Annotated in this window: 12 protein-coding genes and 1 pseudogene; 3 read left to right on the top strand and 10 right to left on the bottom strand. The window is 60.4% G+C overall.

Annotated elements, in window-relative coordinates; translation table 11 throughout:
* Nucleotides 1-221: 221 nt before the first annotated feature.
* The 4 genes from HMPREF2537_RS10330 to HMPREF2537_RS10345 all read right to left on the bottom strand — a co-directional run bounded on the left by HMPREF2537_RS10330 (nucleotide 222) and on the right by HMPREF2537_RS10345 (nucleotide 3,012).
* Entirely contained in the window at nucleotides 222-536 is a 315-nt protein-coding gene (locus HMPREF2537_RS10330; protein ID WP_049157204.1) for a transcriptional regulator, read from the bottom strand.
* Nucleotides 533-970: a hypothetical protein gene (locus HMPREF2537_RS10335; protein WP_049157207.1), complete on the bottom strand. Its 438-nt coding sequence runs from the start codon at nucleotides 968-970 to the stop codon at nucleotides 533-535. The genes HMPREF2537_RS10330 and HMPREF2537_RS10335 overlap by 4 nt, the downstream gene beginning before the upstream one ends.
* A gap of 133 nt (nucleotides 971-1,103) precedes the next feature.
* Complete coding sequence (locus tag HMPREF2537_RS10340; protein WP_070528634.1) at nucleotides 1,104-2,099, bottom strand: DoxX family protein; 996 nt, start codon at nucleotides 2,097-2,099, stop codon at nucleotides 1,104-1,106.
* Between the two features lie 28 nt (nucleotides 2,100-2,127).
* On the bottom strand, nucleotides 2,128-3,012 hold the full coding sequence (locus tag HMPREF2537_RS10345) for an ArgP/LysG family DNA-binding transcriptional regulator (RefSeq protein ID WP_070528636.1): 885 nt from the start codon (nucleotides 3,010-3,012) through the stop codon (nucleotides 2,128-2,130).
* Between the two features lie 70 nt (nucleotides 3,013-3,082).
* On the opposite strand from HMPREF2537_RS10345, the gene HMPREF2537_RS10350 reads away from it, so the two are divergent.
* Nucleotides 3,083-3,772 (top strand): LysE/ArgO family amino acid transporter, encoded by a 690-nt coding sequence (locus tag HMPREF2537_RS10350; RefSeq protein ID WP_070528639.1) that lies wholly within the window; start codon nucleotides 3,083-3,085, stop codon nucleotides 3,770-3,772.
* Here the strand turns inward: HMPREF2537_RS10350 and HMPREF2537_RS10355 are convergent.
* The 6 genes from HMPREF2537_RS10355 to HMPREF2537_RS10380 all read right to left on the bottom strand — a co-directional run bounded on the left by HMPREF2537_RS10355 (nucleotide 3,769) and on the right by HMPREF2537_RS10380 (nucleotide 12,107).
* Nucleotides 3,769-5,193 carry a YkvI family membrane protein gene (locus HMPREF2537_RS10355; RefSeq protein WP_070528642.1) on the bottom strand — a complete coding sequence of 475 codons (1,425 nt, stop codon included), beginning with the start codon at nucleotides 5,191-5,193 and terminating at the stop codon, nucleotides 3,769-3,771. The genes HMPREF2537_RS10350 and HMPREF2537_RS10355 overlap by 4 nt on opposite strands.
* Nucleotides 5,194-5,378: 185 nt before the next feature.
* The gene (locus tag HMPREF2537_RS10360; RefSeq protein WP_046648096.1) at nucleotides 5,379-6,434 is read right to left on the bottom strand and encodes an NAD(P)-dependent alcohol dehydrogenase; all 1,056 of its coding nucleotides are present in this window, start codon (nucleotides 6,432-6,434) and stop codon (nucleotides 5,379-5,381) included.
* 55 nt (nucleotides 6,435-6,489) lie between these two features.
* A complete protein-coding gene (gene gatB / locus HMPREF2537_RS10365; RefSeq protein WP_010186967.1) occupies nucleotides 6,490-7,995 on the bottom strand; it encodes an Asp-tRNA(Asn)/Glu-tRNA(Gln) amidotransferase subunit GatB in 1,506 nt (501 codons plus the stop codon).
* A gap of 43 nt (nucleotides 7,996-8,038) precedes the next feature.
* On the bottom strand, nucleotides 8,039-9,637 hold the full coding sequence (locus tag HMPREF2537_RS10370) for an aspartate:alanine exchanger family transporter (RefSeq protein ID WP_049157216.1): 1,599 nt from the start codon (nucleotides 9,635-9,637) through the stop codon (nucleotides 8,039-8,041).
* 39 nt (nucleotides 9,638-9,676) lie between these two features.
* Complete coding sequence (locus HMPREF2537_RS10375; RefSeq protein ID WP_010186971.1) at nucleotides 9,677-10,708, bottom strand: 6-phosphofructokinase; 1,032 nt, start codon at nucleotides 10,706-10,708, stop codon at nucleotides 9,677-9,679.
* Nucleotides 10,709-10,730: 22 nt separating this feature from the next.
* On the bottom strand, nucleotides 10,731-12,107 hold the full coding sequence (locus HMPREF2537_RS10380; RefSeq protein ID WP_070528648.1) for an MFS transporter: 1,377 nt from the start codon (nucleotides 12,105-12,107) through the stop codon (nucleotides 10,731-10,733).
* 48 nt (nucleotides 12,108-12,155) lie between these two features.
* Between HMPREF2537_RS10380 and HMPREF2537_RS10385 the strand changes: the two genes are divergently transcribed.
* A complete protein-coding gene (locus HMPREF2537_RS10385) occupies nucleotides 12,156-12,479 on the top strand; it encodes a hypothetical protein (RefSeq protein WP_070511621.1) in 324 nt (107 codons plus the stop codon).
* Nucleotides 12,480-12,723: 244 nt separating this feature from the next.
* Nucleotides 12,724-13,248 (top strand): annotated as a pseudogene (locus HMPREF2537_RS10390) (HNH endonuclease); the annotation flags it as partial.

Here is a 13,248-nt window from a genome sequence, read left to right on the forward strand (position 1 = left end):
ACCCAAAGGAAGCGACTTTAGTACCCTGACGCTTCAAAAGGCGTTCAACACATTCAAGACCTACTCAACGGGCGCCCCAGAGAAGTCCTCAACTGGTACACACCAGAAGAGAGAATCCAAGAACTATTCAAGTGATGCATCCACCACTTGAAACCGCCTGCGGCGGGCGGGAAAACTTTGGCAACAAGGGCACCTCAGCGAGGCCGTACTATGCACCCAACTCAACCCTCAGCTAATTCCTTGAGTGCTGCCAAGTGGCCGTCGAAGGCAATCTTGCCTTGCTCAGTCAATGCGACCCACACCGAGTCCTTCGCACGGCTGGTGCCGTACTCGCGGAAGCGAGTCACGTAGCCGGCTTTTTCCAGAGCTCCGAGCTGCTTGGACAGGGAGGCATCGGAAAGCTCCGTGCGAGCGCGCAACATGGCGAACTTCATCTCTCGGTTTACCTCCCCGCCCTGCGTGGCTCCGAAGGCATTAAGTGTGGCGCAAATCTTAAAGCGATTGAGCGGGTGGATTACCGGGTCAAGTTCACTCATCGCGGCCTCCGATCCAGCGCACCAGTATGTAGTGTCCACAAGACCGCCAAGGCGCACAGCACACTTGCAATGCATGAGGGAATAACGTGTCCTTCGACGAAGGGATTGAAGAGCGACGGCAGAATCATAAATCCCAATCCTGCGTAGAAGCGCCAGGTCACGCTCCGGGAGGCGTGCGGATCAACCTTCTGGCGCATCGAATCCCTCACCCCCGTGCGGTAAAAGAAGGCAAGGCTCACCAATAACCCGAGCACAAGAAGAAGTCCGCCGACGAGGACGAGCGGATGGACGTCAACTTTGATCCACATGTAAGCAAACCACGCACCGTACGCCGCCGCTGCGAGCAGGCTCAGCCAGACGGGTGGCCGTTTGGCCGCGGCCAACCGTTGTTGCTCCTCAAATGCGAGTGCGTCCAGAACATTCTGATTCGGCAAAACTAAAGCTCCCCTCCTGCGGCACCAAAGTCATTGTTTTTCACTACAGAAAACAACTTACTTTACATAATGGAAAACAACAACGGCTACCCCATAACTGCAGGCTGGGAGCGTAGAAACGTGCTAACAGCGCCTAGTTCAGCGGGTTAACGCCCGCGCCAAACCACCAGATGGCAACGAGCGCGGCCACGCCAATGACGACGAAAATCCAGGACGTTGCCAATGGGCGGCGAGTCCACGAGCGGTTAAAGTCCAGAGAGATGAATCCCGGACCGGTGAACTGCAGGGCCACCGCGATAACGAAGAGGACGAGGCCCAGCCAGACGCTCTCATTCCACGCGAAGACATCCAACCCTGCACCGGAGGCGTTGAGGCCGTGGATAGCGGAGAAACCAGTGACGATAAGGCCGAACATGGCCGCCAGCGGTGTCACCAGACCCAGCAGCAGGAAGGCGCCAGCGATGAGCTGGACGGTGGGCACGCCGATGGCCAAGGCCGCCGCCATGGTGTACTCGCCGAACTCGTTCTCCAAACCAGATAGGCCCTCGTTGCCGCCGAGCTTGAAGAAGGTCGAGGCACCCGCCACGAGCAGGTAAACGCTGAGCGCCAAGCGCACGAAGAGCAGACCGAAGTCAATGGTGCCGCGGCGTGCTGGCTCCGGCTTCTCCTCCACCGCTGCTACCTCGGAGTCCACAGCGGGGTCGGCAACGGCAACCGTGCTTGGCACTTCCTCGTAGGTCTCAGTTGCCGCGGACTCAGTTGCGGTTGCCGATACCGGCATAGCGGTTGTCTGCGCATCAGACTCGGCCATGGCCTCCGCGCGCGGGAAGGCAGTGGTCTCGGTTTCTGCTGCAGCGCTGTCGAAAGACAAGGACTCGCGGGTGGCGCTCTCAAAGGTTTCGGTTTTGGCTTCAGGCTCTGCCTCAACAGCAGGCTCCTCAGCCTTCTTCGGCTTAATCACCTGCGGCTCGGCGCGGCCGGGGCGCTGGAAGAGGCTACTCTTCTTCGGCTTATCGGCAGCTTCTACAGCTTCTGCCTCAGGCGTGCTGTCCTTCACGGAGTCTTTCCCCGTGTAGGTCGGGATATCGTCATCAAAGTCGGTGGCTTTATCAGGAGTTTTATCGCTCATGCCTCCAACTTAAGGCAGCACAGCGCCCTTATGGTGCATCTTTATCGGCGCGGCGCGAAGCTAAAACCGCACGGCCTGCGTCTAAGACATCTGCCGTGAGGTCCGCGAGCACCTCCGACTCCAGCCGCCAGCGTTGCCAATAGAGGTCGATGTCGAGCGGGAAGTCGTCGAGAAGCACCAGCTCACCCGTCTCCAGCAGGGGCTGGGCCTGTAGCCGCGCCACAAGCCCCCAGCCCAGGCCGTAGCGCACTGCTTCGACATAACTCTCCGAGGAAGGAATCTGTGAGACCCGCGCGCGCAGGACATGGGAGTCGATGAAGCGCTCGCGCATGGCGTCGTCCAAGGTGGCGTCGTTCGGACCGAAGCCCACGATGGGTAGGGTCTCCCAGTCTTCGAAAGCCTCCGCCAGAGCGGGCGCGGCAACGGCAAAGTAGCGCATGGTGCCGAGGTACGTGGATTCACAGCCGGAGACCGGGGTTTGCTCGCGCGTGACCGCTCCCAGCACATCACCCCGGCGCAACATCGCGAGAGTGCGGGCCTCATCCTCGATGCGGATGCGCAGCGCCGCCTCACCGCGCTCGGCGGTGCGCTGGATTACAGGTCTGAACCACGTGGCCAGGGAATCCGAGTTGATAGCAACAGTCAACGGCACACGGGAGAGGCGCTCGGTGAGCCGCGCATCCGCCTCGGCTTGGACCAGAGCCATGCGCCGCGCGGCTTGGGCGACGATCTCCCCTGCGTCGGTCACGGTGACGGGAGTTCCGCGGCGCAGAAGAATACGGCCGGTCGAAACTTCCAGCGCCTTGATGCGCTGACTGACGGCCGAGGGAGTGATTCCCAACACAGCCGCAGCGCCCTCGAAGGAGCCTTCATCGATGATGGCCAGCAGAGTTTCAGTATGGAGCGGGTTCATGAAGCTATTTTAAACCAGCTGTAGAAGATTTAACTGGACTTCATATGCCGTTATACGCACACTAGAAGCCATGTCAGTTTTGCTCGCAGGATTTGCGCTGGGTTTGTCCCTCATCATTGCCATCGGACCGCAGAATGCCTACATCATCAAGATGGGCATTAAACGCGATCATGTCGGGCCTATCCTGTTGGCATGCTTGCTTTCCGACGTCATCCTGATCACCGGCGGCACCGCCGGCGTCGGCGTCCTCGTCGAGCGCTTCCCCACCGCGCTCGTCGTGGTCAAATACCTGGGCGCGGCGTACCTCATCTACTTTGGGTTCACGTGCTTCCGCGATGCCTTCAAGAAGGAACAGGATGCCCTGGTCATCGAGGAAACTGCGCCCGTGGCCCAGGTGGTTGATGAGAACTCAGGCAATTCGGGCGCACCGAGCACCTCCGTGCTCACCAAAATTCGCCCCCGCGTGCGCTCAAAATCCTGGGTCAAACCCGTCCTCGGTGCGTTGGCGCTGACGTGGCTTAATCCCCTGGCCTACGTCGACGCGCTAGTCATGCTGGGCTCCATTGCCAACCAATATGGCGACCAGCGCTGGGTCTTCGCCGGCGGTGCGATTCTGGCCAGCGCCGTGTGGTTCCCCTCCCTCGGCTTTGGCGCCTACAAGCTCTCCCACGTGCTGGCCAAGCCGACGACGTGGCGCGTAGTCAACATTGTCATCGGCTGCGTCATGCTTGCGCTGACCGCGAAGCTCCTGCTTCTCTAGTTCTCCTTTGATTCTTCAGGGAGCTCTTCGTCTTCGGCGGGGTCTCCCACCGCGCCGGTTTCCTCGACCCAGGCCTTGATTTCTTCGTCGCTGCGGCCCTGCTCGACGCCCTCGCGCTCGGTGTAGTAGGAGTGGTCGTTGCGGTTTTCCTCCCACTTTTCCTTGTCGAAGTTAAGGTCTTCATCCGAGTCCAGCTCCTCCACCACATCGGAGACGAGGTCCTCGAAGAGGGCTTCATCGTCCATGTTGGAGTCGGCGATCTGCTGGCCGATCTCATCGTCATAACGCGCTGCGTCATACTCCGCATCGGGGTGCAGCTTGAGGTGCAGCAGGGCGCGGATGCGCTCACGGCGCAGGCCCTCGTCCTTAATCTTGCCCAGGGAACGCAGCCACCCAATCACCAAGATGGCCACGAGCACAATGCCCATATAGCCCAGGACCGGGTAGACGTACTGCATCAGAGCCTTGAAGCCGGCGAAGGAGACGGCGAAGCCAGCGAGGCAGCCGGCGATAAAAATGATGCGGTACTTGGACTCGTTACCGGAAGACAGGCGCTTGCCGAGCGCATAGAACATGCCGATGGCGGTATTGAAGATCATCAGGTAAATGATGATGGCCATGATGACGCCGAGTGTCGGGTGGATATTGTCCACCAGGGTCAGCATCGGGATATCGGAATCGCCGACGTTCTCCGCGTTCATCAGCAGCGAGAAACCGGCGATGGCCATGAGCACCGCGTAGACCGCGCCGCCCACGATGCCGCCGACGCCTGCCTCGCGCGGGCTGATGTTATCGCCGCCGATCACCAGGGACATCGATACCGCCAGGATGAGCGCCAGGCCGTTGTAGTTCAGCGCGGATACCAGCCAGTGCGGGATCGGGGAATCGATTGCCGCAGAGGCGCTAATGGCCGCATCCACGCTGTCCGGCATGTGCAGCAGCGTGTAGGTGCCGGCGAAGAGTACGGCGATAATGATGGTCGGCGTAAGAAGACCGATAACGCGGGAAACCTTATCGACGTCGAACATGCCCGTGATAAGAACGAGCACGAGCATGAGCAGAGAGCCCACCCAGGCTGGCCAGCCAAATTGCTGCTGCATGTTGGATCCGGCGCCAGCCAGCATGACGAAGCCCACCGCAAAGAGCGTGAGGATCACCGCGACATCCAGAATGCGCGAAATGATCGGGTGGGTAATGTTCCGGAACACTTGGTTGTGTTCGCTGGCGTGGAAGTAGCTTCCCAGCTGAAGGAACACCGTGCCGGCGAGGGTCATGACCAAGCCGGCTACCAGGATTCCCCACATGCCAGGAATACCAAAGGACGTAAAGTACTGGACAACTTCCTGTCCCGTGGCAAAGCCCGCACCCACGAGCAAGCCAATGAAGGACAAAGCGATGCCCACGACGTTTTTATAAGACACGTTTTCCTATCTGTTTTCTAGTTTCTTCTTTTTATGCTTAGTGGCTAGTGCATAAAAACGCGCCATACTTTGGCACTAGCATGGCGTTACATAGGCTCTACCTTACGCCAACCTGATAGGAAAACATGTGTGCGGCTGTGGAGAGATTGCTCCTACAACCGCTCAAGCATGAGCCGGCTCACCTCTTAGTGCTCGGCAAACGTCGCGGTATCGATGACGAAACGGAATTTCACATCACCCGCGACGACGCGCTCATAGGCCGCGTCTACCTCGTCGACGCCCACCTTTTCGATCACCGCGCCCAGGCCATGCTCGGCGCAGAAGTCCAGCATCTCCTGGGTTTCCGCGATGCCACCAATATTGTTGCCGGTCAGCACCTTGCCGCCGCCGACCAGACGGCTGAGGCGCAGCGGCAGTGCTTCCGGCGGTAGGCCGACCACCGACATAATGCCGCGCGGCTTGAGGAGGCGCAGGTAATCTTCGAGGTCATACTCGGCGGAGATGGTCGACAGGATAAGGTCAAATTCGCCGCGGTGGTTCCGGAAGAAGTCTTCCTCTTCGGTGGTGGCCAGGGTACGGCTCGCCCCCAGCTTCGCGGCCTCCTCTGCCTTGCGCGAGGTGCGCGAGATGACCGTGACATCCGCGCCCTTTGCGGCAGCAATCTGCACGCCCATGTGCCCCAAGCCGCCCAAGCCCACGACGGCTACCTTCTGTCCTTCCTTGACGTTCCAACGTGCCAGCGGAGAGTACGTAGTGATGCCAGCGCAGAGAAGGGGTGCTGCCACGTCAAAATCAAGGGAATCCGGGATGCGCAGCACGAAGTCTTGATTCACCACGATCTTTTCAGCGTAGCCACCTTGGGTAATCGTGCCATCGACATCCGTGGAGTTATAGGTTCCCACACCGCCCTTGAGGCAGTTCTGCTCCATCCCTGCCTCGCACTGCTCGCACTCACCGCAGGAATTCACCAGGCAGCCCACGCCGACGCGGTCCCCCACCTTGAACTTAGTGACCTCCTCCCCCACGGCGGAGACCACGCCGGCGATCTCGTGGCCAACGGTCAGCGGAAAGTGCGCCTCGCCCCACTCGTTGCGGATGGTGTGGATATCCGAGTGGCAGATGCCTGCTGCTTTGATGTCGATGACAACGTCATCGGCGCGCGGCTCGCGGCGCTGGATGGTCACGACTTCGAAGGGCTCGTTCGGACCGGTCTTCTGCAGTGCTTTAGTAGAAATAGTCATGGCGACCACGGTACCCCGCAGCCGCCTGACCTCGCCTAATGGAAATCTCTACCGACTAGGAGAGCTTCTTCGCAATCAGCTTGTTGACCTGTCCTGGGTCAGCCTTACCCTGGGTGGCCTTCATGACCGCACCCACGATGGCACCGGTGACCTTCTTGTTGCCGGCCTTGTACTTCTCCACGATGTCCGGGTTAGCGGCCAGGGCATCATCGACGGCCTTCTCGATCGCGCCATCATCGCGCACGACCTCGAGCCCGCGCTTGGCGACGACCTCGTCGACGTCACCCTCACCGGCCAGCACGCCGTCGACCGCCTGGCGAGCCAGCTTGGTGGTCAGCTTGCCTTCCTTGACCAGCTCAACAACGCGAGCGACCTGCGCCGGGGTAATGCCGAGAGTGCTCAGTTCAACGCCAGCCTCATTGGCCTTACCGGTCAGGTAGGACACCCACCAGGAGCGGGCCTCGTCAGGAGTGGTGCCGGCTTCCACTGTTTCGATAATGAGATCGAGAGCGCCGGCGTTGACCAGGTCACGCATCTCCTCGTCCTTGAGGCCCCACTCCTCCTGGATGCGGGCGCGGCGAATCCACGGCATCTCCGGCAGGGTCTGACGGATTTCCTCGACCCACTCGCGGGAGACAATCACCGGCGGCAGGTCCGGGTCGTTGAAGTAACGGTAGTCCTCGGCGGTTTCCTTCGGACGGCCCTTGGAAGTCGAACCATCCGTTTCCTGGTAATGGCGGGTTTCCTGGACGATCTCGCCACCGTCGACAAGCACCTGCGCCTGGCGCTGCATCTCAAAGCGCACCGCCTGCTCCACCGAGCGCAGGGAGTTGATGTTCTTGGTTTCGGTACGGGTGCCGAACTCCTCCTGGCCCACCGGGCGCAGCGAAACGTTGGAATCCACGCGCATCGAGCCTTGATCCATGCGGGCATCGGACACGCCCAGTGCCGCGACGAGCTCACGCAGAGCAGAAACATAGGCGCGGGCGACCTCGGGGGCGCGCTCGCCAGCACCAATGATCGGCTTGGTCACAATCTCGATTAGCGGGATGCCGGCACGGTTGCAGTCCACCAGCGAGGTCGTTGCGCCGTGAATGCGGCCATCGGCACCACCCAGGTGGGTCAGCTTGCCGGTGTCCTCCTCCATGTGAGCGCGCTCAATCTCAACGCGCCACTCAGTGCCGTCGTCGAGGACGACGTCGAGGTAGCCGTCGTAGGCAATCGGCTCATCGTACTGGGAGATCTGGTAGTTCTTCGGCTGGTCCGGGTAGAAGTAGTTCTTGCGGGCGAAACGCGAAGATTCCGCAATCTTGCAGTTCAGCGCCAGGCCGATCTTGATGGCGCCTTCCACGCCCTTGGAGTTGACCACCGGCAAAGCGCCTGGCAAACCGAGGGACACCGGGTCCACGTTGGAGTTGGGGGCTGCGTTGAAGTTCGTGGGCGAGGTGGAGAACATCTTGGTCTCCGTGTTGAGCTCCACGTGAACTTCCATGCCCATAACGGGTTCGAACTTTTCAAGGACCTCGTCATAGTCCATCAGGTCATACATCGCAGCAGTCATGCGTGCCATCTTAGTATGTCAGCGCGACACCGTGCGCAACCGCCTAACCCAACAAGGTGATGCCGTGCGTAATAAGAATCTTGGCTATCATCGCCGCCGGATACACCATGGCATAGCCCAAGGCGACGCGCTGGTCAGTGTTCGTCCGATTGTTCACGAAAGCGAGCACGGCCGGCTGGGTTTGCGCGCCCGCCATAGCACCCGCGGTCTTCGTGGCACCGACGCGCAGGAAGCGGCGCATGACGAGTGCGAATCCGGTCGCCACCAGCGTCGTGATGATCATGCCGAGCAGGAGAATCTTCCACCAGGCTCCACCCGTAAAGGCACCGGCGATTTCCCCGCCCGCATTCGTTCCGGCCTGGGCCAAGAAGAGCAGCAGTCCGAGTTCGGAGAGGATTGTGTTGGCCGAGTGCGGCAGTGCGGTGACGGTATTGCCGATGCGCCCGATACGCGCCATGATCAACGCCACGATGAGGACGCCAGCGGCAGCGCCGAGGCTAAAGGAAGAGCCGCCTGGAAGCGGGATTTCGAGGTGGCCCACGAAAACGCCGAGGGCCATGCCGAGGCCCAAAGACACCGGGTTGATATCTGTCAGGCCTTGCGAGGAATCACCAAGAAAAGTGGAAATCTCCCGCAGGGACTTCTTGGAACCGACGACGCGCACGCGGTCGCCGAGCTCCACGATGTGTTCTGGGATAGCGACCTGATCATTATCGGCGCGACGTACTCGCGAGATACGCGCGCCCCAGCGATCCGCCAGCTGGTTATTGAGCTCCGCGATGGTCAGGCCCGCCAAGCTGTGCTCGGAAATAGTGATGCGGCGAAAGTCCAACTCGTGGCGGTCATCATTGAGGATCTGCGGGGACTCGCGCCCGGCTCGCTCGATGATGTTGTCCAGGTCCTCCGGGGCACCAACGAGCGTGACCACGTCACCGGGGTGCAGCACATCGAAGAATTTCGGCAAGACGATAAGGTTGCTGCCCACGCGGCGCAGGCGTGTTACCTGCACTTCCCCATTGCCAATATCGGCGATCTCCGCGACTGAGATCTCGCGTTGAATCTGCATGTGCTGGCGCGTGACGGGTGACAGGGTGTCGTCGTCATTGCCGGCGTCGCGAAGCACGAGCACCGTCGCACCGAGCATGCCGATGACGCCGAACAGGTAAGCCACCGCGTAGCCCACCGTAGCCGAGCCCGGATCGCCCGTGGCTTCCGACGCCGCCGCCAACGCCGGGGTATTCGTCACCGCACCGGCGAAAGTACCAGCGATGGTGGCATTCGACAGCCCAAAGACATAAGTGCCCAACCCCCACGCGGCAAGCGCCGCGACGATGAAGACTCCGATCATCGACAGCACTGGGCCCGTCGCCGTCTTCAGTGACTTGAAGAAGGACACACCGGAGTTATTGCCAATGCCGAAGGCAAAGAGCACTAAGCCGAACATGCCCAAAATAGGAGGAACGGAGGCCTCCACCCCGGCAGCTGATGCGGCTGCCGAGAATGCGATGCCGAGAAAAAGCACGGCCGCCGCGCCCAAGCTGATGCCCCGCGTCTTGATGCCGCCGAGTGCCATGCCGACACCTATGAGCAGAAACACCAAGAGGACCGGCTGCTCAGCCAGATAAGCTAATACGCTTGTCATCGCTACCTTTAGAAACTATGGATGAGCTAACGGTGGTGTTTAGCCAAACAGGGCCTGTGCGTTGGCATAACGCTTGGCCGGAACCACCTTCAGCTTGCCCACTGCGTCCTCGAGAGGCACGAGGTCAATATTCTCGCCATGGAGAGCCACACACATGCCGGACTGGCCGTTGTGCGCAGCACGGGCGGCATGGGTGCCGTAGCGAGTGGCCAGCACACGGTCATAGGCCGTCGGCGTACCGCCGCGCTGGATGTGGCCGAGTACGGTGGTGCGCACGTCGTAGCCGGTGCGCTTCTTGATCTCATCACCGATGACCTGGCCAATTCCGTTGAAGGTCTGGTGGCCGAACTGGTCCACACCGCCTTCTTCGAAGTCCATGGTGCCTTCCTTCGGCAGCGCGCCCTCAGCGACGCAAACGATGCCGTACTTCTCACCCATCTGGAAGCGGCGTTCCATCGCCTTGGTGATATCTGCGATATCGAATGGGACCTCAGGGATCACCGTGTAGTGCGCGCCGCCGGCCATGCCTGCATGCAGCGCAATCCACCCAACGTGGCGGCCCATGACCTCCACGATGAGGATGCGGTCGTGGGATTCAGCGGTGGTGTGGAGGCGGTCGATCGCGTCAGTCGCCACGGATACTGCGGTGTCGAAACCGAAGGTGTAGTCGGTAGCGTTGACGTCATTATCGATGGTCTTTGGCACGCCCACGACCGGGATACCGTTATCGGAGAGCCACTTAGCGCCCTTCAGCGTTCCTTCACCGCCAATGGCGATGAGCGCATCGACCTCAGCATCAGCCATGTTGGCCTTGATGGTGTCCAACCCAGCCTTGAATTTATCTGGGTGGAGGCGGCCGGTGCCAAGGATGGTTCCACCGCGCAGGAGGATGCGGTCGATCTCTGCGTCGTCATAAAGGTCACGGCGGCGGTCTTCCATCAGACCAACCCAGCCGTCCTCGTAGCCGACGACCGTATCGCCGAACTCGTTGGATGCGGTACGAACGACCGCGCGGATAACAGCATTCAGACCGGGGCAATCACCACCGGATGTCAGTACAGCAAGACGCATGACATCCAATCTACTCGCTTCCCTATAGCCTCGCAGTTTCCGCTACCGCATGCAGGGTGTCGCGGAAGAAGAGGGACGCCACGCACCCTGCTGAAAGCATCGCGACAATGACCACGAGGGAATCCGCGGCCCCCGCTACCTGCATAACCGCTGACACGGCGGCTACTCCAATGACCGACCCCACCTGCCTGGACGTGTTATAGACGCCGGATGCCGCGCCCATGAGATCTGCATCAATATCGCGCATCGTCGTCGCGGCATTAGAGCCCCAGATGAAGGACTGTCCCGCCCCCAGCGCCGCGCAGGGCAGGCACAACCACCAGGCCGACACTTCGGCCTGCATGAGGAACCACAGTGCGAGGAAGGTCGCAATCAGGATCCCGAAGCCCGCGACTGCCAAACGACGTGGGTGCAGCTTATCCGCCAGAATGCCCGCTAAAGGCGACACGCACAGGGAGACCAGCGCCATAGGTGTAACGATGAGCCCGGCATCCCGCGCCGACATGTCCTGCTCGACCTGCAGCCACATCATGATGGGAATCATCATCGACGCCGCCATGAAGCCCATGGACACGATGGCTACCGAACCAGCGGAGTAGTTGCGGTCCTTAAACAGCACGAGCGGGACGAGCGCCGCCATCCCCCGGGCCGATTGCAGGCGCACGAAAATATACATGCCGAGCACACCAGCAAGGAGCAGGACCCAAATCCACCACGGCCAACCCGTCTCTGGGCCCTGTTGCACTGCGAAGACGAAGCACGTTAACGCGATAAACGACGCCCCCACTGAGAGGAAGTCAATCTTCCCCATCGCCGTTGGCAAGGAAGGCACCCACAGGCCGGATAAGACGATTGCGGCGACAACAAAAGGAATATGAATCCAGAAAACAGCCTGCCAGCCAAATGCAGCGACGACGAAGCCTCCCAAGAGCGGTCCGGCAAGTGTGGCCAAAGACCCAACCACTCCCCAGACGCCGAGCGCACGGCCGCGCCGCTCCCGCGCGAAAATACGGTTGATGACGGCCATAGTCTGCGGCATTTGAATCGACGCGCCGAAACCTTGCAAGGCTCTTGCTGCAATAAGAAACTCCACCGAGGGCGCTAACGCGCACAACAGCGCGCCGATGCCAAAGAGCCCGACGCCCAGCTGGAACATTTTCTTCTGGCCGTAGATATCGCCGAGGCGGCCGGTAAACAACAGCGGCACGACCACGGCGAGCAAATAGATGGCGGAAACCCACAGCACCTGGTTGACATCGGCGTGGAACTCACGGCGGACGTCGGGAAGCGCGACGGCAATCATCGATTGGTCGAGTAAGGACATGAAAAAGCCCAGTGATAGCGCGGCCATGGCGAGCCACGCTTGCTTCTCCGACGGCGGCGTTCCTCCGAGTTTCATGCAGCGAAGTCTAGCCACCGCACGCTCACGCGGCCTAAACTGAGGCGCATGGGAATGATTGATATCAAGAAACCGCAGGACGTATCGACGGCAGCGACCGTCACGCTGGGACTTATCGGCGGCTGGCTCACCGCCCGGGAGACTGGCATTCGCCCGCTTGGCGGCGTGGTGCTTGCCGCCGCTGGCGTGTGGGCGGGCCGCAGCTGGTGGGCTAAGACGAACCCGGCCACTACCGTTGGCCTGGCGGCTCTGTACACCGGCGCTTTTGGCCTCTCCCACCCGCTGGCTAAGAAAATGGGCTCCTGGCCGGCAGTCCTGACCGTCACTGCCGCGAGCGCCGGCGCTGCCTACGCGCTTTCCGACGCCAAGTAGATCCCCCACCCACGCCCCCTTCGCGCTGTCACTGACGGACGGAGGGGGCGTTTTGCGCTCTTGCACAGGCAAAGAATCCAACATCTCGCCATCGAATGTGCTGGCTAACACATGGTGGATACCCCCGTTTATAGTAACGACTTGACACGAATTCAACGCAGGCTATGGCCATACGGGGTGTGTGGTACTAGAATCATGGTTAGAACATTTCTTCTAACACATGTTTATCTCGGGGGAGATACCCATGACCACTGCCACACGCCCACCAACCTTCTTCTTCTCGACTACTAACCCGAATAACCCACACGCCATAGCCCGCGCGAAAGCACGACGAGCCGCCTTTGACACCTGGGTCGGGGCTATGCCCAGCCTGCAGGCTGATATCAACACCACCGCACTATCCCTAGTTGCTGCCTGGTCACTGCCCGAAGGCCACATCAAATCCGGCCTGCGTGCTATCCACCGCTTAGATAGCCTGCCGAAAGTCAAAGCCATACAAGACACCCACTGCCTGCTCGACATCGAGTCCCTTATTGCTATTGATCAACCCATGTCAGCATTGACAGCCTTGACTGATGAAACCCTGGACTTTATCGACACTCTTCTGGCTGACTTCTTCACCCCTTCTAAGCCGAATCAGGTTTTTCCCACGCGTAGTCAAATCAGGCGCAAAGTTCGCGATATCTGCAAAACCCTCGATAACTCCATCGCCTACCAGGACACCCGCCCTAAAAATACGTACCGGTTTTCTTCTAACGGCACCTCAGCC

The organism is Corynebacterium sp. HMSC074E01 (assembly GCF_001808885.1).
In the GTDB taxonomy this organism is placed as follows: Bacteria; Actinomycetota; Actinomycetes; order Mycobacteriales; family Mycobacteriaceae; genus Corynebacterium.

Bases quoted from the DNA above. Each gene is read 5' to 3' on its own strand.
- gatB (WP_010186967.1), bottom strand. From the start codon at position 7,995: ATGACTGCTGCGATGTATGACCTGATGGACTATGACGAGGTCCTTGAA.
- HMPREF2537_RS10350 (WP_070528639.1), top strand. From the start codon at position 3,083: ATGTCAGTTTTGCTCGCAGGATTTGCGCTGGGTTTGTCCCTCATCATT.
- HMPREF2537_RS10340 (WP_070528634.1), bottom strand. From the start codon at position 2,099: ATGAGCGATAAAACTCCTGATAAAGCCACCGACTTTGATGACGATATC.
- HMPREF2537_RS10370 (WP_049157216.1), bottom strand. From the start codon at position 9,637: ATGACAAGCGTATTAGCTTATCTGGCTGAGCAGCCGGTCCTCTTGGTG.
- HMPREF2537_RS10345 (WP_070528636.1), bottom strand. From the start codon at position 3,012: ATGAACCCGCTCCATACTGAAACTCTGCTGGCCATCATCGATGAAGGC.
- HMPREF2537_RS10330 (WP_049157204.1), bottom strand. From the start codon at position 536: ATGAGTGAACTTGACCCGGTAATCCACCCGCTCAATCGCTTTAAGATT.
- HMPREF2537_RS10360 (WP_046648096.1), bottom strand. From the start codon at position 6,434: ATGACTATTTCTACTAAAGCACTGCAGAAGACCGGTCCGAACGAGCCC.
- HMPREF2537_RS10380 (WP_070528648.1), bottom strand. From the start codon at position 12,107: ATGAAACTCGGAGGAACGCCGCCGTCGGAGAAGCAAGCGTGGCTCGCC.
- HMPREF2537_RS10385 (WP_070511621.1), top strand. From the start codon at position 12,156: ATGGGAATGATTGATATCAAGAAACCGCAGGACGTATCGACGGCAGCG.
- HMPREF2537_RS10375 (WP_010186971.1), bottom strand. From the start codon at position 10,708: ATGCGTCTTGCTGTACTGACATCCGGTGGTGATTGCCCCGGTCTGAAT.